Annotated in this window: 14 protein-coding genes; 5 read left to right on the top strand and 9 right to left on the bottom strand. The window is 70.4% G+C overall.

Annotated features, from left to right (window positions below):
• Positions 1-131 precede the first annotated feature (131 nt).
• From ABZV34_RS17130 to ABZV34_RS17120, 3 genes are read left to right on the top strand one after another with little or no spacing between them, the layout of a single operon-like run.
• Positions 132-1,043: a metal-dependent hydrolase gene (locus ABZV34_RS17130; RefSeq protein ID WP_356276506.1), complete on the top strand. Its 912-nt coding sequence runs from the start codon at positions 132-134 to the stop codon at positions 1,041-1,043.
• Positions 1,040-2,098, top strand: a complete 1,059-nt coding sequence (locus ABZV34_RS17125) for a PDR/VanB family oxidoreductase (RefSeq protein WP_356276503.1) — start codon at positions 1,040-1,042, stop codon at positions 2,096-2,098. Before ABZV34_RS17130 ends, ABZV34_RS17125 begins: the two co-directional genes overlap by 4 nt.
• A 56-nt stretch (positions 2,099-2,154) precedes the next feature.
• On the top strand, positions 2,155-2,856 hold the full coding sequence (locus ABZV34_RS17120; RefSeq protein WP_356276500.1) for a TetR/AcrR family transcriptional regulator: 702 nt from the start codon (positions 2,155-2,157) through the stop codon (positions 2,854-2,856).
• A 20-nt stretch (positions 2,857-2,876) separates the two neighbouring features.
• Here ABZV34_RS17120 and ABZV34_RS17115 read toward each other — a convergent pair whose 3' ends face one another.
• The 8 genes from ABZV34_RS17115 to ABZV34_RS17080 all read right to left on the bottom strand — a co-directional run bounded on the left by ABZV34_RS17115 (position 2,877) and on the right by ABZV34_RS17080 (position 17,355).
• Entirely contained in the window at positions 2,877-3,233 is a 357-nt protein-coding gene (locus ABZV34_RS17115; protein ID WP_356276497.1) for a 5-carboxymethyl-2-hydroxymuconate Delta-isomerase, read from the bottom strand.
• A gap of 32 nt (positions 3,234-3,265) precedes the next feature.
• Positions 3,266-4,870, bottom strand: coding sequence for a fused response regulator/phosphatase (locus tag ABZV34_RS17110; protein ID WP_356276494.1), 1,605 nt, complete (start codon positions 4,868-4,870; stop codon positions 3,266-3,268).
• Between the two features lie 105 nt (positions 4,871-4,975).
• Positions 4,976-10,372: a pullulanase-type alpha-1,6-glucosidase gene (gene pulA, locus ABZV34_RS17105; protein WP_356276618.1), complete on the bottom strand. Its 5,397-nt coding sequence runs from the start codon at positions 10,370-10,372 to the stop codon at positions 4,976-4,978.
• A gap of 144 nt (positions 10,373-10,516) precedes the next feature.
• Positions 10,517-11,899 carry an alpha-amylase family protein gene (locus ABZV34_RS17100; protein ID WP_356276491.1) on the bottom strand — a complete coding sequence of 461 codons (1,383 nt, stop codon included), beginning with the start codon at positions 11,897-11,899 and terminating at the stop codon, positions 10,517-10,519.
• A 236-nt stretch (positions 11,900-12,135) separates the two neighbouring features.
• Complete coding sequence (locus ABZV34_RS17095; protein WP_356276488.1) at positions 12,136-13,815, bottom strand: glycoside hydrolase family 13 protein; 1,680 nt, start codon at positions 13,813-13,815, stop codon at positions 12,136-12,138.
• Between the two features lie 229 nt (positions 13,816-14,044).
• The gene (locus tag ABZV34_RS17090) at positions 14,045-14,953 is read right to left on the bottom strand and encodes an ABC transporter permease subunit (protein ID WP_356276485.1); all 909 of its coding nucleotides are present in this window, start codon (positions 14,951-14,953) and stop codon (positions 14,045-14,047) included.
• A 13-nt stretch (positions 14,954-14,966) separates the two neighbouring features.
• Positions 14,967-15,971, bottom strand: a complete 1,005-nt coding sequence (locus ABZV34_RS17085; RefSeq protein WP_356276482.1) for a sugar ABC transporter permease — start codon at positions 15,969-15,971, stop codon at positions 14,967-14,969.
• Positions 15,972-16,080: 109 nt separating this feature from the next.
• Complete coding sequence (locus tag ABZV34_RS17080) at positions 16,081-17,355, bottom strand: extracellular solute-binding protein (protein ID WP_356276479.1); 1,275 nt, start codon at positions 17,353-17,355, stop codon at positions 16,081-16,083.
• A gap of 467 nt (positions 17,356-17,822) precedes the next feature.
• Here ABZV34_RS17080 and ABZV34_RS17075 point away from each other — a divergent pair, with 467 nt between their 5' ends.
• Both ABZV34_RS17075 and ABZV34_RS17070 read left to right on the top strand, forming a co-directional pair.
• Positions 17,823-18,857, top strand: coding sequence for a LacI family DNA-binding transcriptional regulator (locus ABZV34_RS17075; RefSeq protein WP_356276476.1), 1,035 nt, complete (start codon positions 17,823-17,825; stop codon positions 18,855-18,857).
• Positions 18,858-18,967: 110 nt separating this feature from the next.
• Complete coding sequence (locus ABZV34_RS17070) at positions 18,968-19,828, top strand: phosphatase PAP2 family protein (protein WP_356276473.1); 861 nt, start codon at positions 18,968-18,970, stop codon at positions 19,826-19,828.
• A 279-nt stretch (positions 19,829-20,107) separates the two neighbouring features.
• Here ABZV34_RS17070 and ABZV34_RS17065 read toward each other — a convergent pair whose 3' ends face one another.
• Positions 20,108-23,104 carry a bifunctional [glutamine synthetase] adenylyltransferase/[glutamine synthetase]-adenylyl-L-tyrosine phosphorylase gene (locus ABZV34_RS17065; protein ID WP_356276470.1) on the bottom strand — a complete coding sequence of 999 codons (2,997 nt, stop codon included), beginning with the start codon at positions 23,102-23,104 and terminating at the stop codon, positions 20,108-20,110.
• Positions 23,105-23,192: the final 88 nt, after the last annotated feature.

The raw sequence follows: 23,192 nt of genomic DNA, 5'->3' as shown, positions 1-23,192 counted from the left end.
GTCAGGCGTCCGCCCGCTCGCGCCGGATCGGTGGGCCGGTCGACGGGATGGGGCCGCTCTAGTTGACGTTCGTGTCAACAAGTGGGCGCCGAGGGGTTCTCCCCCGCCCTACTCGTCAGTACATTGACGCCATGTCTCACACGCACGCCCGACCGCCCCGGCCGGTCTCGTCGGAGCGGACCCCGCTCAAGGCGCGGAAGGTGTCGTTCTCCTGGGAGGACACGCCCCTGCACTGGGTGCCGGGAGACCCGTTCGCCGGCCACACGATCAACGTGCTGCACCTGCTGCTGCCCGCCGGTGAACGCTGGTTCGTCCACGTCTACCGGCAGGTGCTGCCCTACGTCAGGGACGAACGGCTGCGCGAGGACGTGATCGGGTTCATCGGGCAGGAGGCGATGCACTCGCAGGCCCACGACGAGGTCCTCCCCCACCTCAGGGAACTCGGGCTCGATCCCACGCCCTACACCGCACAGGTCGACTGGCTCTTCGAGAAGCTGCTCGGCGACCGCACCCTCCCCCCGGGCCGGGCCCGCGACTGGTGGCTGATGGAGCGGGTCGCGATCATCGCCGCGATCGAGCACTACACCGCCTTCCTCGGCGACTGGGTGCTGAACGCCGGGGAGCTGGACCGGCGCGGTGCCGACCCGGCCATGCTGGACCTGCTGCGCTGGCACGGCGCGGAGGAGGTCGAGCACCGCGCGGTCGCCTTCGAGCTGTTCATGCACGTCGACGGGGGCTACCGGCGGCGCGCGCGGAGCTGGGCCACCGCCTTCACCGCACTCGTCTTCCTGTGGCAGCGCGGGGCGCGCTTCTTCATGGAGAACGACCCGACCCTGCCGGCGGGCCGGGCGAGCTTCAAGGGCTTCTACCTGAGCGGACAGCAGGGCGTGCTGCCGGCGACCGGGGACATGCTCAAGTCCATCCCGCGCTACCTCAGCCGCTCCTACCACCCCTCCCAGGAAGGATCCACCGCGCAGGCCGTCGCCTATCTGGCCGGCTCCCCCGCCGCGAGAGCCGCGGCCACGGCCGAGGAGGGCGTGTGACGCCCCGGCTGCGGACCGTCGCGGCCGTCGCGGGTACGGCCCTGCTCGTCCGGCGCGCGCTGCGCCGCCGGATCGGGGCCTCGCCGCTGTGGCCGCTGCCCGCCCTGGCGGAGCCGGTCTCCGGCCGCCCGCGCTCCCGGGCCCTGCGGCTGGCGGTCACCGGACACGAGCGGATCGCCGACGGTGTCGTACAACTGCGCCTGGAGGGGCACGGGCTGCCGCGCTGGGAACCCGGCGCCCACCTCGAACTGGTGCTGCCGTCCGGGCTCGTCCGGCAGTACTCGCTGTGCGGCGATCCCGCGGACACCTCGTCGTACACCATCGCGGCGCGGCTGGCCGAGGACGGGCGGGGCGGCTCGCGCGAGGTCCACGAACGGCTGCGGGAGGGCATGACGGTCGAGGTGCGCGGGCCGCGCAACCGGTTCCCGCTCGCCCAGGCGCCCGGGTACGTCTTCGTCGCGGGCGGTATCGGGATCACGCCCCTCCTGCCGATGCTGCGGGCGGTCCGGGGCCGGGCCGACTGGCGGCTGTTGTACGGCGGGCGCACCCGGGCGTCGATGCCGTTCCTGGAGGAGATCGAGAGGCTGGACCCGGCGCGGGTCACCGTCGTGGCCGAGGACGTGGACGGGCGGCCGGACCTCGACACGCTGTTCGCCGGCCTGCCCGGGGGAACGGCGGTCCACTGCTGCGGGCCGGAGGGGCTGATGGCGGCGGTCGAGGAGCGACTGCCGGAAGGGGCCGCGCTGCACCTGGAGCGCTTCACTCCCCGCACCCCGGCCGCGGGTGACGGCGACAGCGCCTTCGAGGTCGAACTGCGCCGCAGCGCACGGACCATGACCGTGCCGGCCGGCTCCACACTGCTCGCCGCCGTACGGGCCGAACTGCCCGACACCCTCTACTCCTGTGAGCGGGGATTCTGCGGAACCTGCCAACAACGCGTCCTGGAGGGCGAGATCGACCACCGCGACGACCTGCTCACGGACACGGAGCGTGGCGACTCGATGCTGATCTGTGTGTCGCGGGCGCGCGGAGACCGCCTCGTGCTTGACATGTGAACGACCATGGTCGCTCCGGCCCGTTCCCGGCCGGATCCGATCGGTAAGGTGTTCGCATGACAATCGGGGTACGCCGCAGGATGGGTGTCGAGGAGCGGCGGCAGCAGCTGATCGGCGTCGCCCTCGAGCTGTTCAGCCGACGCTCGCCCGATGAGGTCTCCATCGACGAGATAGCCTCCGCTGCGGGCATCTCACGACCGTTGGTCTACCACTACTTCCCCGGCAAACTCAGCCTGTACGAGGCCGCGTTGCAGCGCGCCGCGGACGATCTCGCGAGTCGGTTCGTGGAACCGCCGGAGGGGCCGCTGGGCGCGCGGCTGCTGCGGGTCATGCGCCGGTTCTTCGACTTCGTGGACGACCACGGGCCCGGTTTCTCGGCGTTGATGCGCGGCGGCCCCGCGGTCGGCTCCTCGAAGACGAACGCGCTCGTCGACGCGGTGCGACAGGCCGCCTATGTCCAGATCCTGTCGCATCTGAAGGTCGAGAACCCGCCCGTCCGGCTGGAGCTGGTGATCCGCTCGTGGATCTCGCTGGTCGAGTCGACGGCACTGATCTGGCTGGACGGACGGCGGATTCCGCGCGGCGAGCTGGAGGTGCAGCTCGTGCACGACTTCGCGGCGCTGGCCGCGGTGAGCGCCGCCCGGGACGAGGAACTGGGCACGCTGTTGCGCGGAGCGCTCCGGGGCGAGCCGGGCGACGGGCCGTTCACCGACCTCGCCGTCCGGCTCATCGCGCTGGCCACGCCCCCGAAGGCGTAGGCGCCTCTTCCCGCCCCGCCCTACTCCTCGAACTTGCGGTACGACGGGTCGAGATCCCGGACCTCGGCGGAGACGTGCAGGGCGAGGCCGTCGACGGGCTCGACGTACGTGCGCAGCAACTCCAGCACCGACTCGGTGAGCCGGACCTTGGTCTCCTCGCTGCGGCCCGCCAGCAGGGCGAGCGTGACGTGCACGACGGCGTGTCCGTCCGCCTCCGCTCCCACCACGTTGTCCCCGGTCGGCCGGAACCGCGTCTTGCACGCCTCGATCCGTGCGGCGGCCGTCTCGACCACCACCGGGTGCAGCGCGAGCGCGAATCCGCGCCGGTCGAAGGACTCGTCGAGAGCGGCGGAGTAGTCGACGGTGATCTGCGGCATGAGCACTCCTGTTCTAGGGCGACGACGTCACCTTAGAGCCTGGCCTGCCCCGGCCTGAGCTGGAGCGCGAGCATCGCGACGTCGTCCTCCCGGTCCTGCCCGAAGCGGTCCAGGAGCATGTCGCACAGCGGGCGGACCCCCGGCGGGGCCTCGGCGACGGCCGCGCGCAGGCGTTCCATGGAGATCGCGAGGTCCGTGCCGCGGGTCTCGATCAGGCCGTCGGTGACCACGAGGAGCCGGTCCGAGGGCTCCAGGAACAGTTCGGTGGGCGTCGGCCGGTTCACCGCGAGGCCGAGGCCGAGCAGCGGCCCGTGCGCCTTGGCGTATTCGGCGCCGCCCGAACCGTGCACGATCAGCGGCGGGATGTGGCCCGCGTTGGCGATGCGTACCCGCCCGGTGTCCGGCTCGACCAGGAGCAGGCAGACGGTCGCGGTGACCTCGGGGTGGTAGCGCTGCAGCATCCGGTCGAGGCGCTCGGCGAGGACGGCCGGATCGCTGTCCTCGACGCAGTAGGCGCGCAGCGCGTGCCGGATCTCGACCATCACGGTGGCCGCCTCCAGCGAGTGCCCGACGACGTCGCCGACCGCGGCGAGGACGCCGTCGGCGGTGCGCAGCGCCGCGTAGAAGTCGCCGCCGATCTCGGCCTGCCGGGACGCGGGTTCGTAGCGCACCGCGATGTCGACACCGGGCAGGTCGGGCAGCTTGTCCGGCTCGGGCAGGAAGCTGCGCTGCAGGGTGAGGGCGACGTGGCGCTCGACCTGGTACATCAGCAGCGGCTCGGCGGCGAGCGCGGTGGCCTGGGCGAGCCGTGCCACCCCGGCCTCGTCGGCGGGGCTCTGGCGGCGCGAGTCGCGTACCGGCGTCGCCAGGCACACCGGCGCCTTGCCGCCCTGGGCCAGCACCAGCCGGGCGTCGTCCTGGACGCCGGGCCGGAAGAACCCGGCGGGCCACAGCGGCGAGTGGACGACGGTGCGGTGGACGACGGCCCTGTCCGCCCCGAGCCTGCCGATCAGCCGGGCCACGGCCTCGTGCGCGTCGCGGTCGGGCAGCGCGAGGGCGATCCGCTTCGGGGACCTGCCCCCGTACAGCTCGCCCTCCGGGCCGAGGACGAACACGACGGCCGGCAGGCCGGTGAGCCGGGCGGTGCCCTCGGCGGCCGCGTCGACGAGTTCGTCGAGGCTGCGTGCGGCCTGGACGGTGACGATCGTCTCGGACAGCAGCGTCAGCCGCCGTATCAGCGCCTGGTCGTCCGTCCGCAGCCGGGCCGCGCGCACCACGGCCCGTAGGACCGTCTGGATCTCCTCCGGCTCGGCCGGCAGCTTCAGACAGGCCTCGGCGCCGGAGTCCAGACTGCGGCGGCGGTCACCCGGGGCCGTGCCGGCGGCCGAGAGGTGCACCACGGGCAGCGCGCCCAGGACCTGATGCGTCTTGAGCCGGCGGCAGAGTTCGAAGCCGGTCATGTCCGGCAGATCCACCTGGACGAGGAGCACGTCCGGCAGGGCGCCCTCGCGCAGCCGGGTGCCGAGTTCGCGCAGCGCGTCCGCGGCGGTGGCGACGGGAACGGCCTCGTGACCGGCGCGGCGCAGCAGCGCGCTCATGGCGTGCCGGTCGTCCGCCACGTCGTCGACGACCAGCACGGTGGTCGACCCGTTCCTTCTGCTGTTGCCGTCCAACTGAAAGCCTCGGGCCTGCCGGTGGGGCGGACCGGGTGCCCGGTCCGCCCCACCAAGGTAATGCCCTTTTCAGGAGGTCAGGGAGAAGACGGCCACAGTCCGTCCCGGAACGGTGAAGGTTCCCGTCTCCTTCGTGTACGCGGCGGACTTGACGACGGGGTCGGTGCCCGTCCGTTGCACCGGGTGCAGTGCGTAGCGCGTCCCGGACAGGGAGCCGATCCGCTGTTCCTGGCGCTGGGGTGTCGCGTTGAGGACGACGACGAGGTCGCCGAGCTTCATCGTGATCACCCCGGGTGTCTCGTCCTTCCCGGACAGCGGGAAGGAGAGCTTCGACTGCACCTGGCCGGCCGTGGCGAGCGAGAAGACGCTCTCGGTGGTGCGGATTCTCAGCAGGTCCTGGTACGCGGCCGAGCTGCCCTCGATCTGTCCGCACCCGACCTTGACCGTGCTCAACAGGGGTTTGACGTAAGGCCACTTGGACTGGTTGTCGGCGGCCATCGGCAGTCCGCGCCCGAATCCGTTGCCGTCCCGGCAGTCCCAGTGGAGGGCGTTGAACCAGTCGCCGCTGTCGAACGAGTTGCGGTCGAGGGACTTGGAGCGCAGCAGGTCGGAGCCGGCCTGGGAGAGGGACGGGCCCTGCGAGAGGGTGGCCGTCGCCATGGCGAGCACCTGCATGCGCGCCCGGTCGTCCGCGCTCGTGGTGGCCGGCAGCTTGTAGGTGAGGGCGTCGTACAGGGACTCGTTGTCGTGCGCGTCGGCGTAGGCCAGCGCGTCGCCCGGCGCGTCGGCGTATCCGGCCGGCCGGCCGTTGTAGTCGATCCCGGAGCCCGTGACCTCCTCGCCCGCGGAGTCGGTGAAGCGGTACGCGGCCAGGTCGCCGGTCAGGCCGACCTTGATGAGGTCCTGGTAGTGCAGCAGGCGGGCCTTCTGCTCGGCCGGTGTGCCGTTGGCGGACGAGGAGTTGGGGTCGGTGAACAGACCCGACGCGAAGCCCTGGACGCCGGGGTCCTCGTCGAAGGGGCTGCCGCCGCGGACGGCGTCGCGGGCCCGGTCGGAGAAGGTCGCGATGCCGGTTCCGGCCATGTTCTCCTGGGTGGCCTGGACGAAGCGGGCGTCGTCGGCGACCTCACCGAAGTTCCAGCCCTCCCCGTACAGGATGATCTTCTTGCCGTCGACGCCGTCCTTCGCCGTGGTGAGCGCGTCGAGGGCCTTCCTGACCGCCAGGATGTTGGCCTTGGGGTGGTGTCCCATGAGGTCGAAGCGGAAGCCGTCGACCTTGTACTCCTTGGCCCAGGTGACGATCGAGTCCACCACCAGCTTGCCCATCATGGCGTTCTCGGTCGCCGTGTTGGCGCAGCAGGTGGAGTTGGCGACGGATCCGTCGGCGAGCAGCCGCTGGTAGTAGCCGGGGACGATCCGGTCGAGGACGCTGGTGTCGGCCTGGCCGCTCGCGGCGGTGTGGTTGTAGACGACGTCCATGACGACTCTGAGGCCGTCCTCGTTCAGCGACTTGACCATGTTCCGGAACTCGACCGTGCGGCCGGTGCCGTCGGGGTCGGTGGCGTAGGACCCCTCGGGGACCGTGTAGTGGTACGGGTCGTAGCCCCAGTTGTAGGCGTCCTTCGCGGCGGTCTTCGCGACGCACTCCTGCTGCTTCTCGGAGTCGGCCGGGTAGGAGGCGAGGTCGCAGTCGGTGCTCGCCCGGTCCGCCTTCTTCTCGGGAACGGTCGCGAGGTCGAAGGCGGGCAGCAGGTGCACGTACGAGGTGCCGGACGCGGCCAGTTTCCGCAGGTGCTTCGAGCCGTCGCTGTTCTTGTCGGTGAAGGCGAGGTAGGTGCCCTTGTCCTTCGCGGGGACGGTCCTGTCCTCCACCGAGAAGTCGCGGATGTGCAGTTCCTGGATCTGCGCGTCCCTCAGCGGCACGGCCTTCGGCTTCTTCAGCGAGGACCAGCCGGGCGGGGCGAGGGACCTGGCGTCCAGGTCGACGACCAGGCTGCGCTCGGAATCGGTGGTCAGGGCGACCGAGTACGGGTCGGTGACCTCGTTGGTGACGATCTTGCGGACGGTGGGCGCCCACACCTTCACGACGTAGCGGTAGGGCTTGCCCGTCCAGGACCGCTTGCCCGTGACGGACCAGACGCCGGTGGTGTCGTGCCGTCGCATCGCGACGGTGGTGCCGTCGAGGTCGAGGCTCACCGACTGCGCGGTCGGAGCCCACACCGACAGGGTGGGGACACCGTCGTGGAAGACCGGTCCGAGCCGCGCCTTCCTCGCGTCGTACAGGTCGTCCAGCACGCCGGCGGTCTGCACGCCGGTCGCCGCCAGCACGGCGCCGTTCGCCGCGCGTTGCGAGGCGACGAGCTGGCCGCCGAGCGACGCGCGGACCCGGTCGCGGTCACGGGGGTCGACCGACCAGGCGGTGTACGTCTTCAGGTGCGGGAACGCCGCCTTCTGGGCGTCGGTCAGGGTGGTCCTCCCCAGCCGCAGCCAGCGCTCGTCGTCGCTGGTCAGCGTCCCGTCCTTGACGGCGATGGAGCCGTCGCGGGAGGACAGGAGCTGGGTGGACACGGCGGCGTCGGAACCGTTCCAGGCGACCGTGTCCCGGTCGATCCAGACCGCCTTGGAGGTGGTGAGGTCGAGTGCGGCCGCGCTGCCGGCGGGCTGCGGGAGCAGGTACTTCTCCTGGCCGTTCAGCAGCCACACCTCATGGCCGTTCGCGGTGAGGTCGAGGGACTGGTCGGTGGGCAGGTCCTTCTCGTCGCCCTTGTGGAGGATGTAGCTGAGGCTGGTCGCGCCCTCGGCGAGGGGCACCTCGTAGACGGCTCCGTAGGCGTCGGTGCGCACCGGCTCCAGGGGCTTCGTCCAGTCCGTGGGTGTCGCGGCCCCGGTCCAGGTGTGCAGGCCCCAGCCGGTGTAGTCGCCGTCGGCGCGGTGGTAGTGCAGCACCGCCTTGGACTTGTCCTGCGCGGGGTGGTCGGGCCGCTCGGTGAGGACCGGCTCCTTGCCCTGTTCGAGCCAGACCTCGCCGGTCTTGGTGACGTCGATCGTGCGGTCGGTGGCGACGTCCTTGGTGCCGTCCTTGTCGATGACGAGGAAGCCGACGCTGGAGGCGCCCGGCTTCAGCTTGACGTAGGCGAAGGCCCCGTAGGCGTCCCGGCCGACGAAGTCGTGGCCCGCCGGCCAGGTCGTCGCCTCGCCGTCGGCGAGGTCGCCCCAGGCGTAGAGCCGCCAGTCGGTGTAGTCGCCGTCGGTGCGCTTGTAGTGGACGACCGCGTAGTCGCGCGAGGAGGCGGTGGGGACTTCGGGGGCGGGCGGGGTCCCGGTGGTGGTCGTCGCCGTCGCACTGGCGGTCCGCCCGGCCGAGTCGACGACCACCGCCTTGTAGCGCAGGGCGGTCCCGGCGGGTACGTCCTCGCCGATGACCTGGGTGACCTTGTACGGGGCGTGGTCGGCGGAGCCGAGGGTCCGCCACTTTCCGGCTCCGGTCCGGGCGGCGAAGACGACGCGGTCGAGCTGACCGCCGGTGACGTCGGCGCTGAGCTCGACGGTGCCGGTCGCGCCCGCGTCCGGTGCCTTGAGGGTGAGCGAGGGCTTCGCGGCGGGGGCGCCGAGCGGACGGGCCGCCTTGAGGACGACGGCGGAGCCGGCCGGGACGGTGACGGTGACGTTCCTGCCGGCGTCGCTGGTCAGCCGGGACGAGGTCCCGTAGATCCCCTGGAAGGTCATGCCGGCCGAGCCGGTCGCGAAGGTCGCCGTCTTCGCCTCGCCCGCGTTGTTGAGGGCGACGAGGTACTCGGTCCTGTCGCCTCCGGTGCGGGAGAAGGCGTAGACGCCCGCCCCGTCGGCCGCGTACCGCTCGGTCTGCACACCGTCCGCGAGCGCCGGATTGTCCTTGCGGAGCTTGGAGAGAGCGGCGATGTCCTGGTAGAGCGGCGCGCTCGTGTCGTAGGCGTCGCTCGCGTGCGTGCGATCGGTGCCGAGCTCGTCGTCGTCGAGGTAGTCGGCCACCTTGGAGGCGAACATCGTCTGACGGGCGTCCTTGTCACCGCCGGCGCCGGTGAATCCCTGTTCGTCGCCGTAGTAGACGACGGGGTTGCCGCGGCTGAGGAACATCAGCTCGTTGGCGAGCCGGTCCTTCTTCACCAGCTCCGCGTCCGTGCCCTTCGGGTCGTCCTGCCTCAGGAAGGATCCGATGCGGCCCATGTCGTGGTTGCCGAGGAAGGTGACCTGCTCGTACGCGTTGGCCTTGTCGGTCGTGTACTTGTAGTCGTCCCCGAACACGGACGCCAGCTTCTTCGCGCTGCCGCCCTGGGAGGCGTAGGAGCGCGCCGCGTCCTGGAAGGGGAAGTCGAGGGTGGCGTCGAGCCGGCCCTGGGTGACGTACGGCGAGGTGACCGAGGTGTCGGCGGAGTAGACCTCGCCGAACATGAAGAAGTTCTTCCGGCCGCGCTCGGCCGCGTAGTGGTCCAGGGCGGTGGCCCACTGCGTCCAGAACGGCATGTCCACGTGCTTCACGGTGTCGATCCGGAAGCCGTCGACGCCGAAGTCCCTGACCCACCGCTCGTAGATCTTCTCCATGCCGCTGACGACCTCGGGACGCTCGGTCCACAGATCGTCCAGGCCGGAGAAGTCGCCGTAGGTGGTGGACTCGCCCGCGTAGGTGGAGTCACCCCGGTTGTGGTACATCGCCGGGTCGTTGAGCCAGGACGGGACCTTGGCGTTCTTCTTCGCGGCGGGCACGGTCGGCGTGCGGGGGAAGGAGCCGGCGTCCACGGAGGGGAACTTCCGTGTCCCGTCGGCGTAGTCCTCGTCGTCGAACGGCTTCCCGTCCTCGGTCAGGTACGGGAAGGCGCCCTTGGAGAGATAGCCGTAGGACTTCTCCGCGTAGTCGACGACATCGGCCGTGTGGTTGGTGATGACGTCGAAGAAGACCTTCATGCCCTTGGCGTGGGCCTTGGAGATGAGGGTCTCCAGGTCCTTGTTGGTGCCGAAGTGCGGGTCGACGCGGGTGAAGTCGGTGATCCAGTAACCGTGGTAGCCGGCCGAGGCGTCCGTGCCGGTGCCCTGCACGGGCTGGTTCCTGAAGATGGGCGCCATCCAGATGGCGGTGGTGCCGAGCCCCTTGATGTAGTCGAGCTTCCGGGTCAGGCCCTTGAGGTCGCCGCCCTGGTAGAAGCCCTTGTCCGTGGGGTCGTAGCCGGTGGAGAGGCGGGAACCGGTCAGGCCGCCGCGGTCGTTGGCCGTGTCGCCGTCGGCGAAGCGGTCCGGCATCACGAAGTAGAACTGCTCACGGGTGTCGTCGTGCCGGGCCGGCGCGGCGGCGAGCCGGGCGTCCGACGGCGGCGCGGGCGGGGTCTCGGCCCGCGCCGCGAGGGGTTGCGCGAGCGATACGGCGAGCGCGGCGGCGAGGACCGCCGCACGCAGCCTGGAACGGCCGGGGCGGTGCGCCGGCCCTCTCGGTATCAGGTTCACCGGTGTGAACTCCTAGCGATTACGGCGCATATGGGTCCGACCCCGCGCTGCGTTCCGGCTCCGGTGCCGAACGCCCGCGTGACCGTATCGCTCACGCAAGGTTTACAGCAAGAGTCTTGCAAGATGCAGAAAGTCTTTTCAGCAGCTGGACTTGCCCGCATAGAGGGCGAGTGCCGTGTTGGCGCCCAGCGTCGCCGTGAACTGCCCCGAACCGTTCACCGTGACCTGCGTGTTGTTCTGCACGTTGCAGTAGGTGCCTGCCGCGAGGGACGTCGTGTACGTCCGGCTCAGCGAGGAGGTCTCGTGGTTGATGGCGACGAAGCCCTTGCTGCCGCGGCCGAAGGCGATGGCGTCGTTGCCGTCGTCCCACCAGTTGCTCAGCGCCTGCCCGCGGGTGGCGTTGCGGAAGGCCACCATCGACTTGATCTCGGGCCAGGCGTGCTGGCACTTCCAGCCGTCCTGCCAGCAGGCGTTGACGGTACCGCCGTTGGGCGGTCCCGCGTCCGCGTCGGACCACTCGTAGCCGGAGTTGATGTCCGGGGCGCCGTACGGGTAGGCCAGCATGAAGACGTTGGCGAGCGTGTAGTTCGCCCCGTCCTTGTAGTTCAGGGTCGAGCCGTTGCGCTCGGTGTCGTGGTTGTCGACGAAGACGGCCGCGACGGAGCTGCTCATATAGCCCCAGCCCTCCCCGTAGTTCTTCAGATAGGCGAGGTTCTCGTTGTTGAAGACCCGCTTGAGGTCGTACGCGTACCGGAACTCCTGGACGTCCCCGTTGCCCGTGTACTCGGTGGGCTGGACCGCTTCGCCGGAGCCGTAGATGACCTCCTGCTTCCAGTACACGGACGGGTTGGTCAGCCGGGACTTGATGTTGGCGAGGTCGGCCGCCGGAATGTGCTTGGCCGCGTCGATGCGGAAGCCGTCGACGCCGTAGCCGAGCAGGGTGTTCAGGTAGCCTGCGATGGTCACACGGACGTACTCCTCACCGGTGTCCAGGTCGGCGAGACCGACGAGTTCGCAGTTCTGGACGTTGGCGCGGTTGGTGTAGTCGCTGATCGCCGCCGTGCAGTCGTCCATGTCGTACGAGGAGTACAGGCCCGGGTAGTTGTACTTCGTGTACGAGGACCCGCCGGTTCCGGTGCCGGAACCGGCCGACATGTGGTTGATCACCGTGTCCGTCACGACCTTCACCCCGGCCGCGTGGCAGGTGCTGACCATGTTCCTGAAGGCGGTGGCGTCACCGAGCCGGCCGGCGATCCGGTAGCTCACGGGCTGATACGAGGTCCACCACTGCGAGCCCTGGATGTGCTCGGCGGGCGGGGACACCTGGACGTAGCCGTATCCGGCCGGGCCCAGCGTGTTGGTGCACTCCTTGGCGACGGAGTCGAATTTCCACTCGAAGAGGACGGCGGTGACGTCCTTGGTGCCGGGCGGGGAGGCCTGGGCGGTGCCGGTGGGCAGGACCACCGAGGCCGCCATGCCCGCGGCGAGCGCGAGCGCGGTGGCGAGAGCTCTCTTGGCCATGTCATCTCCTGCACGTCGTTGTGCGGTGGGGGTGTGCGGGTGCGGGTGACCGGGGCTCCGGGGTGCAAGTGGGGGGCCCTGGAGGGAAGTTGCCCAGTGAATCATTCGGGCGTGTGCCGGAACGTATCTCTTGCCGCCAAGTTTCAGCAAGATGTCGTAAGGGATTTCAGCGCGTAAAAAAGTGGTGCCCCGGTCCAGGAGGACCGGGGCACCACTCAGCCGTCGTGGCGGGAGGGTCAGGCTGCCCACCACACGGTCGTGTCGGCCGGCAGTTTCGCCTCGCCGTCCCGCGACAGGGTCACCTCGCCGCTCGCGACGAGCACCCTGCCGTACGCCGGGACGGTCACGGACCCGCTCCCGGTGTTCGCCGTGCAGACGAACGCGCCCCGGCGGAAGGCGAGCACACCGTCCGGCGCGTCCAGCCAGCCGACGGTGTCGCCCGCCCCGAGGTCGGACCGCTCGCGCCGCACGGCGAGCGCGTCGCGGTACAGCTCCAGTGTGGAGCCGCCCACGCCGGTCTGCGCCTCGATGCTGAGCTCCGCCCACTCGGCGGGCTGCGGCAGCCAGCTGCCGCCGCTGCCGAAGCCGTACGAGGAACCCGTCCGGGTCCACGGGATCGGCACCCGGCAGCCGTCGCGGAAGCCGTCCTGGCCGGCGCCCCGGAAGTAGGCGGGGTCCTGGCGCACCTCGTCGGGCAGGTCGACGACGTCGGGCAGGCCGAGCTCCTCGCCCTGGTAGAGGTAGGCGGAGCCGGGCAGTGCCAGCATCAGCAGGGTCGCCGCGCGGGCCCGGCGCAGCCCGAGCTCCCGGTCGCCCGGGGTGCGGATCTGGGTGCCGAGACCGGCCTCGTTGGCGAACCGGGTGGCGTGCCGGGTCACGTCGTGGTTCGACAGCACCCAGGTGGAGGGGGCGCCGACCGGGCGCATCGCGTCAAGGGTGCGGTCGATCACGGAGCGCAGCTCGGCCGCGTCCCAGTGGGTGCCCAGGTACTGGAAGTTGAAGGCCTGGTGCAGCTCGTCTGGGCGGACGTAGTTCGCGGTGCGCTCGATCGTCGGGGTCCACGCCTCCGCGACGAAGATGCGCTCGCCCGAGTACTCGTCGAGGATCGTGCGCCACTGCCGGTAGACCTCGTGCACACCGTCCTGGTCGAAGAACGGCATGACATCGTTGCCCAGCAGCTTCAGCTGGTCGTGGTCGCCGAGGTCCGGCAGCCCCTCCGCCTTGACCAGGCCGTGCGCGACGTCGATACGGAAGCCGTCGACGCCCATGTCGAGCCAGAACCGCAGGATCGAGCGGAACTCGTCGCCCACGGCCGGGTGTTCCCAGTTGAAGTCCGGCTGCTCGGGCGCGAAGAGGTGCAGGTACCACTCGCCGGGGGTGCCGTCCGGCTCGGTGACCCGGGTCCAGGCGGGCCCGCCGAAGATGGACTCCCAGTCGTTGGGCGGCAGTTCGCCGTCCGTGCCCTTGCCGGGACGGAAGTGGTAGCGGTCGCGCAGATCGGAGCCGGGGCCCTCCCGCAGGGCGCGCTTGAACCACTCGTGCTGGTCGGAGGAGTGGTTGGGAACGAGGTCGACGATGATCCGCAGGCCGAGGCCGTGGGCGTCACGGATGAGGGCGTCGGCGTCCAGGAGGCTGCCGAACATGGGGTCGACGGCCCGGTAGTCCGCCACGTCGTAGCCGGCGTCGGCCTGCGGCGAGGCGTAGAACGGGCTGAGCCACACGGCGTCCACACCGAGGTCGCGCAGGTAGGGCAGTCGGGAACGTACGCCCTCCAGGTCGCCCATGCCGTCGCCGTTGCTGTCGGCGAAGCTGCGCGGATAGACCTGGTAGATCACCGCGTCGCGCCACCAGTCGCGACGGGTGGCGACGGTGGCGAGGGCGGAGTTCGGGGCCTGGTCGGCGGAGTGCTGGCTCATGGCGTCCTTGATGCGGTGGGGGTCCCCCCGCTCGGGCGAAGCCGAGAGTGGGAGAGGAGTTCGAGGTGGGATCTCCCCCTCCGTCCGGGCGTGGCCCGGGGCTCGGGGAGGGAGGTGCGTCGTCGGGGTGGCGGAACGAGGCGGCCGCGGTGCCGGCGGGGTCGGATGGACACCGCGGCCGCCACCCGCGCGCGACGAGCGCGCGGGAGTCTGGGGCTTCCCGGGCGGGTCAGCCCTTCGTTCCGCCGGCGGTGAGACCGGTGACGAGGTTCTTCTGCACGAGGTAGAAGAACGCCGAGACGGGTATCGCGATGAGCACCGCCGTGGCGGCCATCAGGTTGCGCTGCGCGTCGTGCTCGCTGACGAAGCTCTGCAGGCCGACCGCGAAGGTGTACTTCGAGTCGTCGAGCATGAACGTGGAGGCGAACGCGACCTCACCGAAGGCGGTGATGAAGTTGTAGAAGGCGGCGACCGCCAGGCCCGGCTTGGCGAGCGGCAGGATCAGCCGGAAGAAGGTGCCGAAGGGGCTCAGTCCGTCGACGCGTCCGGCCTCGTCGATCTCGAACGGGATGGTGTCGAAGTAGCCCTTGAGCAGCCAGGCGCTGTAGGGCACCGCCGTCGAGCAGTAGACGATGATCAGGCCGAGGTAGGAGTCGATGAGCTGCAGGTCCGAGAGGATCTGGTACATCGGCACGATCAGTACGGCGATCGGGAACATCTGGGTGACCAGCAGGACCCACATGAACTTCTTGTAGCCGGGGAAGCGCATGCGCGAGACCGCGTAGCCGGTGGTGGCCGCGATCATCACACCGATGACCGTGGTGCCCAGCGACACGATGAGCGAGCTCTTCATCCACTCGAAGAAGTTCGTCTGCTGGAGCACGAAGGAGTAGTTGCTGAACGTCATCGTGTGCCAGATGCGTCCGGGGTGCAGATAGTCGTCCTTGTCCGGGCCGAGGGACAGGAACACCAGCCAGGCGATCGGGAACAGCGCGATCAGGCTCGCGACGGTCAGGATGCCGTGCGAGGTGAGCGAGCCGAGGAGGCTGCGCTCCCCGCGTCGGCGGGGCCGGACGGACGGTTCGCCGGGCGCGGGGACCTGCTCGGCCGGAGACGTCCGAAGGGTGGTGGTACTCATGGAGACTCCCGCCTCAGATCGCGAGCTGCTGGTCATTGCGGTTCAGCCAGCGGCGGTAGAAGGAGGTGAAGACGACGAGGATGGCCAGCAGCAGCATGCCGTAGGCCGCCGACTGCGCGAAGTCGCGCGGCTGCTGTCCGAAGCCGAGGTAGTAGGCCCAGGTGACGAGGATCTGCGCGTCCGGGGCGGTGCTGCCGAACAGCAGGAAGATCACGGCGAACTGGTTGAACGTCCAGATGATGCCGAGCAGCACGACGGTGGAGCTGACCGATCTGAGGCCCGGCAGGGTGACGTAGCGGAACTGCTGCCACGCGCTCGCGCCGTCCATCTCCGCGGCCTCGTACAGCGTGCCGTCGATGGACTGCAGGCCCCCGAGGAGCGAGACCATCATGAAGGGCACACCGCACCAGGTGTTGACCATGATCGCGGCGAACCGCTGCCAGAAGGTGTCCTCCAGCCAGGCCGGAGCCGGCAGGTGCACCGCGTGGAGCATGGAGTCGATGATGCCGCCGTCGGCGAGCATGAAGCGCCAGCCGAACACGGTGACGAAGGTCGGCACGGCCCACGGCAGCACCAGGATCAGCCGGTAGAACGTACGGCCGCGCAGCTTCTGGTTGAGCAGCAGGGCGAGGCCGAGCCCGATGCAGTAGTGGAGGGCGACACAGAGCGCCGTCCACACGATGGTCCAGATGAAGTGCGACCAGAAGCGGTCGTACGACGTCGGGCCCCACAGGATGTCCTTGTAGTTGTCGAGGCCGATGAACTTGTAGGTGGCGTCGATGTGGTTGACGCCGATCGTGCGGGCGGAGTTGAGGCTGTTGGCGTCGGTAAACGTCAGGTAGAGGCCCCGCACCAGCGGATACAGCACCAGTCCGCCGAGCACGACGACCACCGGGGCGATCATCGCGTACGCGTACCAGTACTTCTGGTACCCGCGCTTGAGACGCTGGAACGGACCGGGGCGTGACCCGCGGTCACCGACACGCTTTCCGGTCGCTCGGTCGATGACGACTGTCATGGTTCGACACCTTCTGGAAGATCAGGGTGGGGGCCGTGCGCACGCCGGTGGCCGTCGGATCCCCTCCCCTCCCCCAGGGTCCGGGAGGGGATCCGACGGCCACACGGACTCACTTGCTGAAGTCCGGGACCAGCTTGGCGATCGCCAGTTCGACGTTGCTCAGGCCCTTGTCCAGGGGCTCCTTGCCACCCGCGATCTTCGGCAGCTCGGTGTCGAGCGGGCCCCACAGCGAGCTGTACTCGGGCAGCGCCGGCCGCGGCTGGGCGGCGGCGAGCACCGTCTGGTACCCGGCGATGCCCGGGTCGGCCTTGACGGCGCTGGTGTAGGCGTCGTCACGGGTCGGCAGCGTGGAGTTCTTGAGCGCGATCGTGGCCTGCGAGGCGGCCGAGGTCATGAACTTCACGAACTTCAGCGACGCCGTCTGGTGGGCCTTGTCGGACCCGGCGTAGACCGAGAGGTTGTGGCCGCCGGTCGGGGCGCCCGCCTTGCCGGTGGAACCGGCCGGGACGGTGGCGATACCGAGGTTGGTCTTGTCCGTGAAGGCCGAGCCCTTGTAGAAGTTGGTGATCTCCCAGGGCCCCTGGACGATCGAGGCGACCTTGCCGTTGACGAACGCGTCCTGGATGTGGGCGTAGGCGTCGGCGGTGGTGTCGGCCTTGTGCAGTCCCTTGCCGGAGAACAGGCCCTGCCAGGTCCCGTACGCCTTCTGCGCGGCGACCGAGTTCACGGTGATCTTCTTCGCGGAGGCGTCGACGGTGTCGGTGCCCTCGCCGTAGAGGAACGACTGCGCGTAGTACGCCTGCGTCGAGCCCCAGTAGCCGTCGACGCCCGTCTTCTGCTTGATCGTGGCGGCGGCCTTCTTCAGGTCGTCCCAGGTCTTGGGGGCCTCGGTGATGCCGGCCTTCTTGTACAGCGCCTTGTTGTAGACGAGCGCGAGGGTGTCGGTCACCAGCGGGACACCGTACGTCTTGCCGTCGAACTTGGCCTGCTCGATCAGGCTGGGCTGGAACTTGGCCTGCTCCGCGAGGGCTTCGGTGCCGTCCAGCGGCAGGAAGAAGCCCTTCTTCGCGAACGCCGGGGTCCAGCCGACCTCCGAGCGCAGGATGTCCGGGGCGCCCTTGGAGCCGGCGGCCGTGTCGAACTTGTTCTGCGCCTGGTCGAAGGGGACGTTGACGTACTTGACCTTGATGTCCGGGTTGGCCTTCTCGAACTGCTGGGCCAGTGCCTTGTACGTCGGCGCCTCATTGGTGGCGTTGGAGGTGTCCCACCAGGTGATGGTGGTGGGGCCGTCCGACTTGTCGCTGCCGCTGTCACTGCCGCCGCAGGCCGTCGCCGCGAGGGCGAGGGACGCCACCAGCGCGGTGGCCGCTATGCCACGCCGCATGAGATCTCCTTGAGGGTGAAAGCCCGAGTGGGTGGGGAAGCAGTCCCGCCCGCTCCCCTTGCCGACTTGCCGACTGCGCCGTTGCGTCCGCCGGGCGACGTGAACGTAACAGCGTTGTAAGCGGCGCGAAAGACCTTGCAGCAAAAAAGTGCAAGGACTGCCGAGAGTTACTCGCCCGTGACCCGGTGGCGAGGGTACGGAAACCCTTGTCCGAGGCCGATCAGCGGGCATCGGACCCCCTGTGCAAGACTCTGCAAGCTCTTGCCATACCCACGCGGTACGGGGGATCATCGGGCCGTCAGCGCTTGCAGGAGCCACCCCTTCCCGCGGCGCACACCCGGGACGCCGAGCCGACCAGAACACGAGGGAGCGCGATGACGCAGCAGCCCGGAGCGGGCCGATCAACCGCCCGCACACGGCGTCTGGTTGGTGGGCAGGGCGAGAACCGGCAGGTACAGTCCCATCCCGTGACCACACGGCTTGCCGACATCGCAGCCCAGGCGGGGGTCAGTGAGGCGACTGTCAGCCGCGTCCTGAACGGGAAGCCCGGTGTCGCCGCGACCACCCGCCAGTCCGTCCTGGCCGCGCTCGACGTGCTCGGCTACGAGCGCCCGGTCCGGCTGCGGCAGCGCAGCGAGGGCCTGGTGGGCCTGATCACCCCCGAGCTGGAGAACCCGATATTCCCCGCGCTGGCGCAGGTCATCGGGCAGGCGCTGACCCGCCAGGGGTACACCCCGGTCCTCGCGACCCAGACGCCGGGCGGCTCGACCGAGGACGAGCTGACGGAGATGCTGGTGGACCGGGGAGTCGCCGGCATCATCTTCGTCTCCGGACTGCACGCGGACACCTCGGCGGACATGCAGCGCTACGAGCAGCTGCGCGCCCAGGGGGTCCCCTTCGTCCTGGTCGACGGGTTCTCGCCGAAGGTGCAGGCGCCGTTCATCTCGCCCGACGACCGCGCGGCGATGGAACTGGCGGTCACCCACCTCGTCTCACTGGGGCACACCAACATCGGACTCGCCCTGGGGCCGAAGCGGTTCGTGCCCGTGCAGCGCAAGATCGAGGGCTTCGTGCGCACGATGCAGGAACAGCTGGGGCTCGCTCCCGCCGACGTCGAGGAGCGACTGGTCCAGCACTCGCTGTACACCCTGGAGGGCGGGCAGGCCGCGGCCGCCGCGCTCATCGAACGGGACTGTACGGCGGTCGTCTGCGCCAGCGACATGATGGCCCTCGGGGCGATACGGGCGGCGCGCGGGCGCGGTCTGGACGTACCGAAGGACATATCCGTCGTGGGCTTCGACGACTCGCCGCTGATCGCCTTCACCGACCCGCCGCTGACGACGATCCGCAAGCCGGTGCCGGCCATGGGGCAGGCGGCGGTGCGGACGCTGCTGGAGGAGATCGGGGGGACTCCCGCACCGCACAGTGAGTTCGTGTTCATGCCGGAACTGGTGGTGCGCGGTTCGACCGCTTCGGCCCCTGGGGACCGGAATCGTCCCTAGGGACGATTGCCCACGCCACTCGTAGCGGTCCGCCCGGTGTAGAACGTGCGGCCAGGACCCGACCAGGGGATGATCGGTCGCGGAACTCTTTTCTGGCAGACTTTGTGCCTATGGGTGAGACGACCGTGACGACACTGGAAGGCCAGGACCGGGCCGCTCCACGCCCCGTCGCACAGGACCGTGCGGGTAGGGGCTTCCTGCGCCGTCTGCGGACTCCGCGTCGCCCCCGCTTCTGGTTCGAGATCCTGCTCATCGCGGCGAGTTACTGGACGTACTCGCTGATCCGCAACGCCGTGCCCGAACAGCGGGGCAAGGCTCTGCGCAACGCGGACTGGATCTGGCGCATGGAGCACGACCTCGGGATCGCGGTCGAGCAGTCGGTCAACCATGCCGTCAACTCGGCGACATGGCTGATCATCGGGATGAACTACTACTACGCGACGCTGCACTTCGTGGTGACGCTGGCCGTCCTGGTCTGGCTCTATCACAGTCATCCGGGCCGCTACGCGGCGGCGCGGCTGGCCCTGTTCGCCACGACGGCGGTGGCCCTGGTCGGCTACTACTTCTTCCCGCTCGCCCCGCCCCGCCTGATGAACGGCGGCCACTTCGTGGACACGGTCGTCGTCCACCACACCTGGGGTTCGATGGCCTCCGGCGACCTCAAGCACATGTCGAACCAGTACGCCGCGATGCCGTCGATGCACATCGGCTGGTCGCTCTGGTGCGGCCTGACGATCTTCGCCCTGGCCTCGGCACCGTGGGCCCGCATCCTGGGCCTCCTCTACCCGGCGGCCACCCTGCTGGTGATCGTCTCCACCGCCAACCACTTCTGGCTCGACGCGGTGGGCGGCCTGCTCTGCCTGGCCTTCGGCTACACGGTGACCCGCCTCTGGTACGGCGCCCTGCCGTACGAGCTGCCCCGCTGGGTCCCCGGGACGCGCGGCGCCCCCTTGCTCCCCCTGAAGGCCTGAGCTCCCCGACCGGGACCCTGCCCCCAGATCCGGTGGCCGCTCGATCGGCGGCACGATTCGCCCTCATCCCCCGGAACCCGCCCGGAAGGCCCTGCCGCACCCGACGACGCACGGGAGGGGCCGTGCCGGTACGTCGCAAGCCCGTCGCTCACGGCCGGATCGAGCAGCCGCTCCCCAACCGGCCCACGCCTGATCCAGCGGCGACGGGCTCGACGTACCGGCACGGCCCCGCCCCACCACACCCACCCCTGCGGCCACGAACCCGCACCCGCACCACCGTCACGCCCCGTAGAACAACTCGTCCACCACGGCCCGAGCCCGCCGAGTGGTCCGCCGATAGTCGTCGAGCATGTCGCCCACGTGACCGGGCCCGTACCCCAGGTACCGCCCCACGGCAGCCAGCTCGCGCCCGTCGGACGGAAACGTGTCCCCGGCCCGCCCCCGCACCAGCATCACCGCGTTGCGCACCCGCGTAGCCAGCACCCACGCCTCGTCGAGGATCGCCGCGTCCTCCCCCGACACCAGCCCCGCCGCACACGCGGCCGCCAGCGCCTCCCGCGTCCGCGTGGTCCGCAGCCCGGGTTCGTCCCACCCGTGCCGCAGCTGGAACAACTGCACCGTCCACTCCACGTCGGACAGCCCACCCCGCCCCAGCTTGGTGTGCAGCGTCGGATCCGCCCCGCGAGGCATCCGCTCCGACTCCATCCGGGCCTTCAGCCGCCGTATCTCCCGTACGGCGTCCTCGCCCAGCCCCTCCGCCGGATACCGCAGCGGATCGACGAGCTCGATGAACCGCCGCCCCAGGTCCTCGTCCCCGGCCACGAACTCGGCCCGCAGCAGCGCCTGCGACTCCCACACCAGCGACCACCGTCGGTAGTACGCCTCGTACGACTTCAGCGACCGCACGAGCGGCCCGGACTTCCCCTCGGGCCGCAGATCGGCGTCGATCAGCAGCGGCGGATCCGCACTGGACACCTGGAGCAGCCGCCGCATCTCGGACACCACGGCGTTGGCGGCCCGGGACGCCTCGTGCTCGTCCACGCCCTCCCGGGGCTCATGTACGAACAGGACGTCCGCGTCGGACCCGTAGCCGAGCTCGTGCCCCCCGAACCGTCCCATCGCGATCACCGCGAACCGGGTGGGCAGGGTGTCCCCCCATCCGTCCCGCACCACGGCCCGCAGTGTCCCCGCGAGCGTCGCCGCGGTCAGGTCGGAGACCGCTCCGCCGACCTGGTCCACGAGGGCGCCCTGGTCGGCGACGACGGGCGTCTCCTCGGTGCCGTAGGACGCGACGATGTCGGCCGCGGCGGTGCGGAAGAGCTCCCGCCGCCGCACCCCGCGCGCGGCGGTGACCGCCTGTTCACCACCGGCGGCCCGCCCGACCGCCGCGAGCACCTCTTGTTCCAGATGTGCGCGGGCGCGCGGCTCCAGCCCCCCGCCGTCGCCGTCGCCGAGCAGTGCGACCGCCTCCGGGGCACGCATCAGCAGGTCGGGGGCGAGCCGCCCCGCGGACAGCACGCGTGCGAGGTTCTCGGCCGCCGCGCCTTCGTCCCTCAACAGGCGGAGGTACCAAGGGGTCTTGCCCAGCGCGTCCGACACCTTGCGGAAGTTCAGCAGGCCCGCGTCGGGTTCGGCGGAGTCCGCGAACCATCCCAACAGGACGGGCAGCAGGGTCCGTTGGATGGCCGCCTTGCGTGAGACGCCGGAGGCCAGCGCCTCCAGGTGCCGCAGCGCGGCGCCCGGGTCGGCGTATCCGAGCGCGACGAGCCGCTCCCGGGCCGCGTCCGCGCTCAGCCGGGCCTCGCCGGTGGCGAGTTGGGCGACGGCGTCGAGCAGCGGCCGGTAGAAGAGCTTCTCGTGCAGGCGCCGGACCACGGCCCGGTGCCGCTTCCACTCGCGCTTCAGCTCACCGACCGGATCGACACGCAGTCCCAACGACCGTCCGATGCGCCGCAGATCGGCGCTGTCCTCGGGCACCAGATGGGTCCGCCGCAGCCGGTACAACTGGATGCGGTGCTCCATCAGCCTCAGGAACCGGTAGGAGTCGTCGAGCTGGACGGCGTCGGCGCGCCCCACGTATCCGCCCGCGGCGAGTGCCTTCAAGGCGTCGAGCGTGGTGCCGCTGCGCAGCGAGGAGTCGGCCCGGCCGTGCACCAACTGCAGGAGCTGCACGGCGAATTCGACGTCCCGTAGTCCTCCCGGCCCGAGTTTCAGCTCCCGGTCGACCTCGGCGACGGGGATGTTCTCGACCACCCGGCGCCGCATCCTCTGCACGTCGGCGACGAAGTTCTCGCGCTCGGCGGCGTGCCAGACGAGCGGCGCGAGCGTGGCCACGTACTCCGCGCCGAGCTCGATGTCCCCGGCGACCGGCCGCGCCTTGAGCAGCGCCTGGAACTCCCAGGTCTTGGCCCATCGCTGGTAGTAGGCGAGATGGCTGCTGAGCGTACGGACCAGGGGGCCGTTGCGTCCCTCGGGCCGCAGGTTGGCGTCGACGGGCCAGATGCTGCCCTCGACGGTCGTCTCGGAGCAGATCCGCATCATGTGGGCGGCGAGGCGGGTGGCGGCCTGGATCGCCTTGCTCTCGTCGGCCCCGTCGGCCGCCTCCCCCACGAAGATCACGTCGACGTCGGACACGTAGTTGAGCTCATGTCCGCCGCACTTGCCCATCGCGACGACGGCGAGCCGGCACAGCGCGGCGTCGCCCGGCGCGGCGCCGCGGGCGATGGCGAGCGCGGCGCGCAGGGTGGCGGTCGCGAGGTCGGCGAGTTCGGCGGCGGTCTGGGCGAGGTCTGTGGTGCCGCAGACGTCGCGTGCGGCGATGGACAGCAGACAGCGCCGGTAGGCGACGCGCAGCGAGACCGGGTCGGCCGCCTCCGCGAGGCCGCGCTCGAACTCCGCCACTCCGGGATGCAGGTCCTGCGGCTCGTAGGTGACGAGCTCCCGCCAGTCGCCCGGGTGGCGGGCGAGGTGGTCGGCGAGGGCGGCGGAGGCGCCGAGCACGCCCAGCAGCCGGTCGCGCAGCGGTTTGGCGGCGACCAGTGTGTCGAGGAGTTCACGCTCGGCCGTGTGCCCGCCCTGCGCTTCGACCAGCCGGACCAGCCCGAGCAGTGCGAGATCCGGGTCGGCGGTCGTCCCGAGTGCTTCGAGGAGGACCGGATCGGCCTTTATGGGCGCGAGCTGGCCGCTCTCCAGGAGCCGCTCGGCCGCCGAGGGATCGGTGAAGCCGTGCCGCAGCAGCCGTGTGAAGGTACTGCTTCTGCGCCCCGGCGCCGTCATCCTCGGCCTCCCTCGGATCGAAGTCGCACCACCGGTCCGGTCAGCGTCGCGCAGCCGGTCCGATCAAGGTCGTACGAGCCCGAGCCTA

Origin of the sequence: Streptomyces sp. NPDC005195, assembly GCF_040608315.1 — a bacterium.
Classification (GTDB): Bacteria; Actinomycetota; Actinomycetes; order Streptomycetales; family Streptomycetaceae; genus Streptomyces; species Streptomyces kaempferi.
The sequence above is the reverse complement of the archived record's forward strand: the minus strand, read 5'-3'. Positions and strand labels throughout refer to the sequence as shown.

Bases quoted from the DNA above. Each gene is read 5' to 3' on its own strand.
- ABZV34_RS17100 (WP_356276491.1), bottom strand. From the start codon at position 11,899: ATGGCCAAGAGAGCTCTCGCCACCGCGCTCGCGCTCGCCGCGGGCATG.
- ABZV34_RS17120 (WP_356276500.1), top strand. From the start codon at position 2,155: ATGACAATCGGGGTACGCCGCAGGATGGGTGTCGAGGAGCGGCGGCAG.
- ABZV34_RS17090 (WP_356276485.1), bottom strand. From the start codon at position 14,953: ATGAGTACCACCACCCTTCGGACGTCTCCGGCCGAGCAGGTCCCCGCG.
- ABZV34_RS17130 (WP_356276506.1), top strand. From the start codon at position 132: ATGTCTCACACGCACGCCCGACCGCCCCGGCCGGTCTCGTCGGAGCGG.
- ABZV34_RS17115 (WP_356276497.1), bottom strand. From the start codon at position 3,233: ATGCCGCAGATCACCGTCGACTACTCCGCCGCTCTCGACGAGTCCTTC.
- ABZV34_RS17095 (WP_356276488.1), bottom strand. From the start codon at position 13,815: ATGAGCCAGCACTCCGCCGACCAGGCCCCGAACTCCGCCCTCGCCACC.
- ABZV34_RS17070 (WP_356276473.1), top strand. From the start codon at position 18,968: ATGGGTGAGACGACCGTGACGACACTGGAAGGCCAGGACCGGGCCGCT.
- ABZV34_RS17065 (WP_356276470.1), bottom strand. From the start codon at position 23,104: ATGACGGCGCCGGGGCGCAGAAGCAGTACCTTCACACGGCTGCTGCGG.
- ABZV34_RS17080 (WP_356276479.1), bottom strand. From the start codon at position 17,355: ATGCGGCGTGGCATAGCGGCCACCGCGCTGGTGGCGTCCCTCGCCCTC.
- ABZV34_RS17085 (WP_356276482.1), bottom strand. From the start codon at position 15,971: ATGACAGTCGTCATCGACCGAGCGACCGGAAAGCGTGTCGGTGACCGC.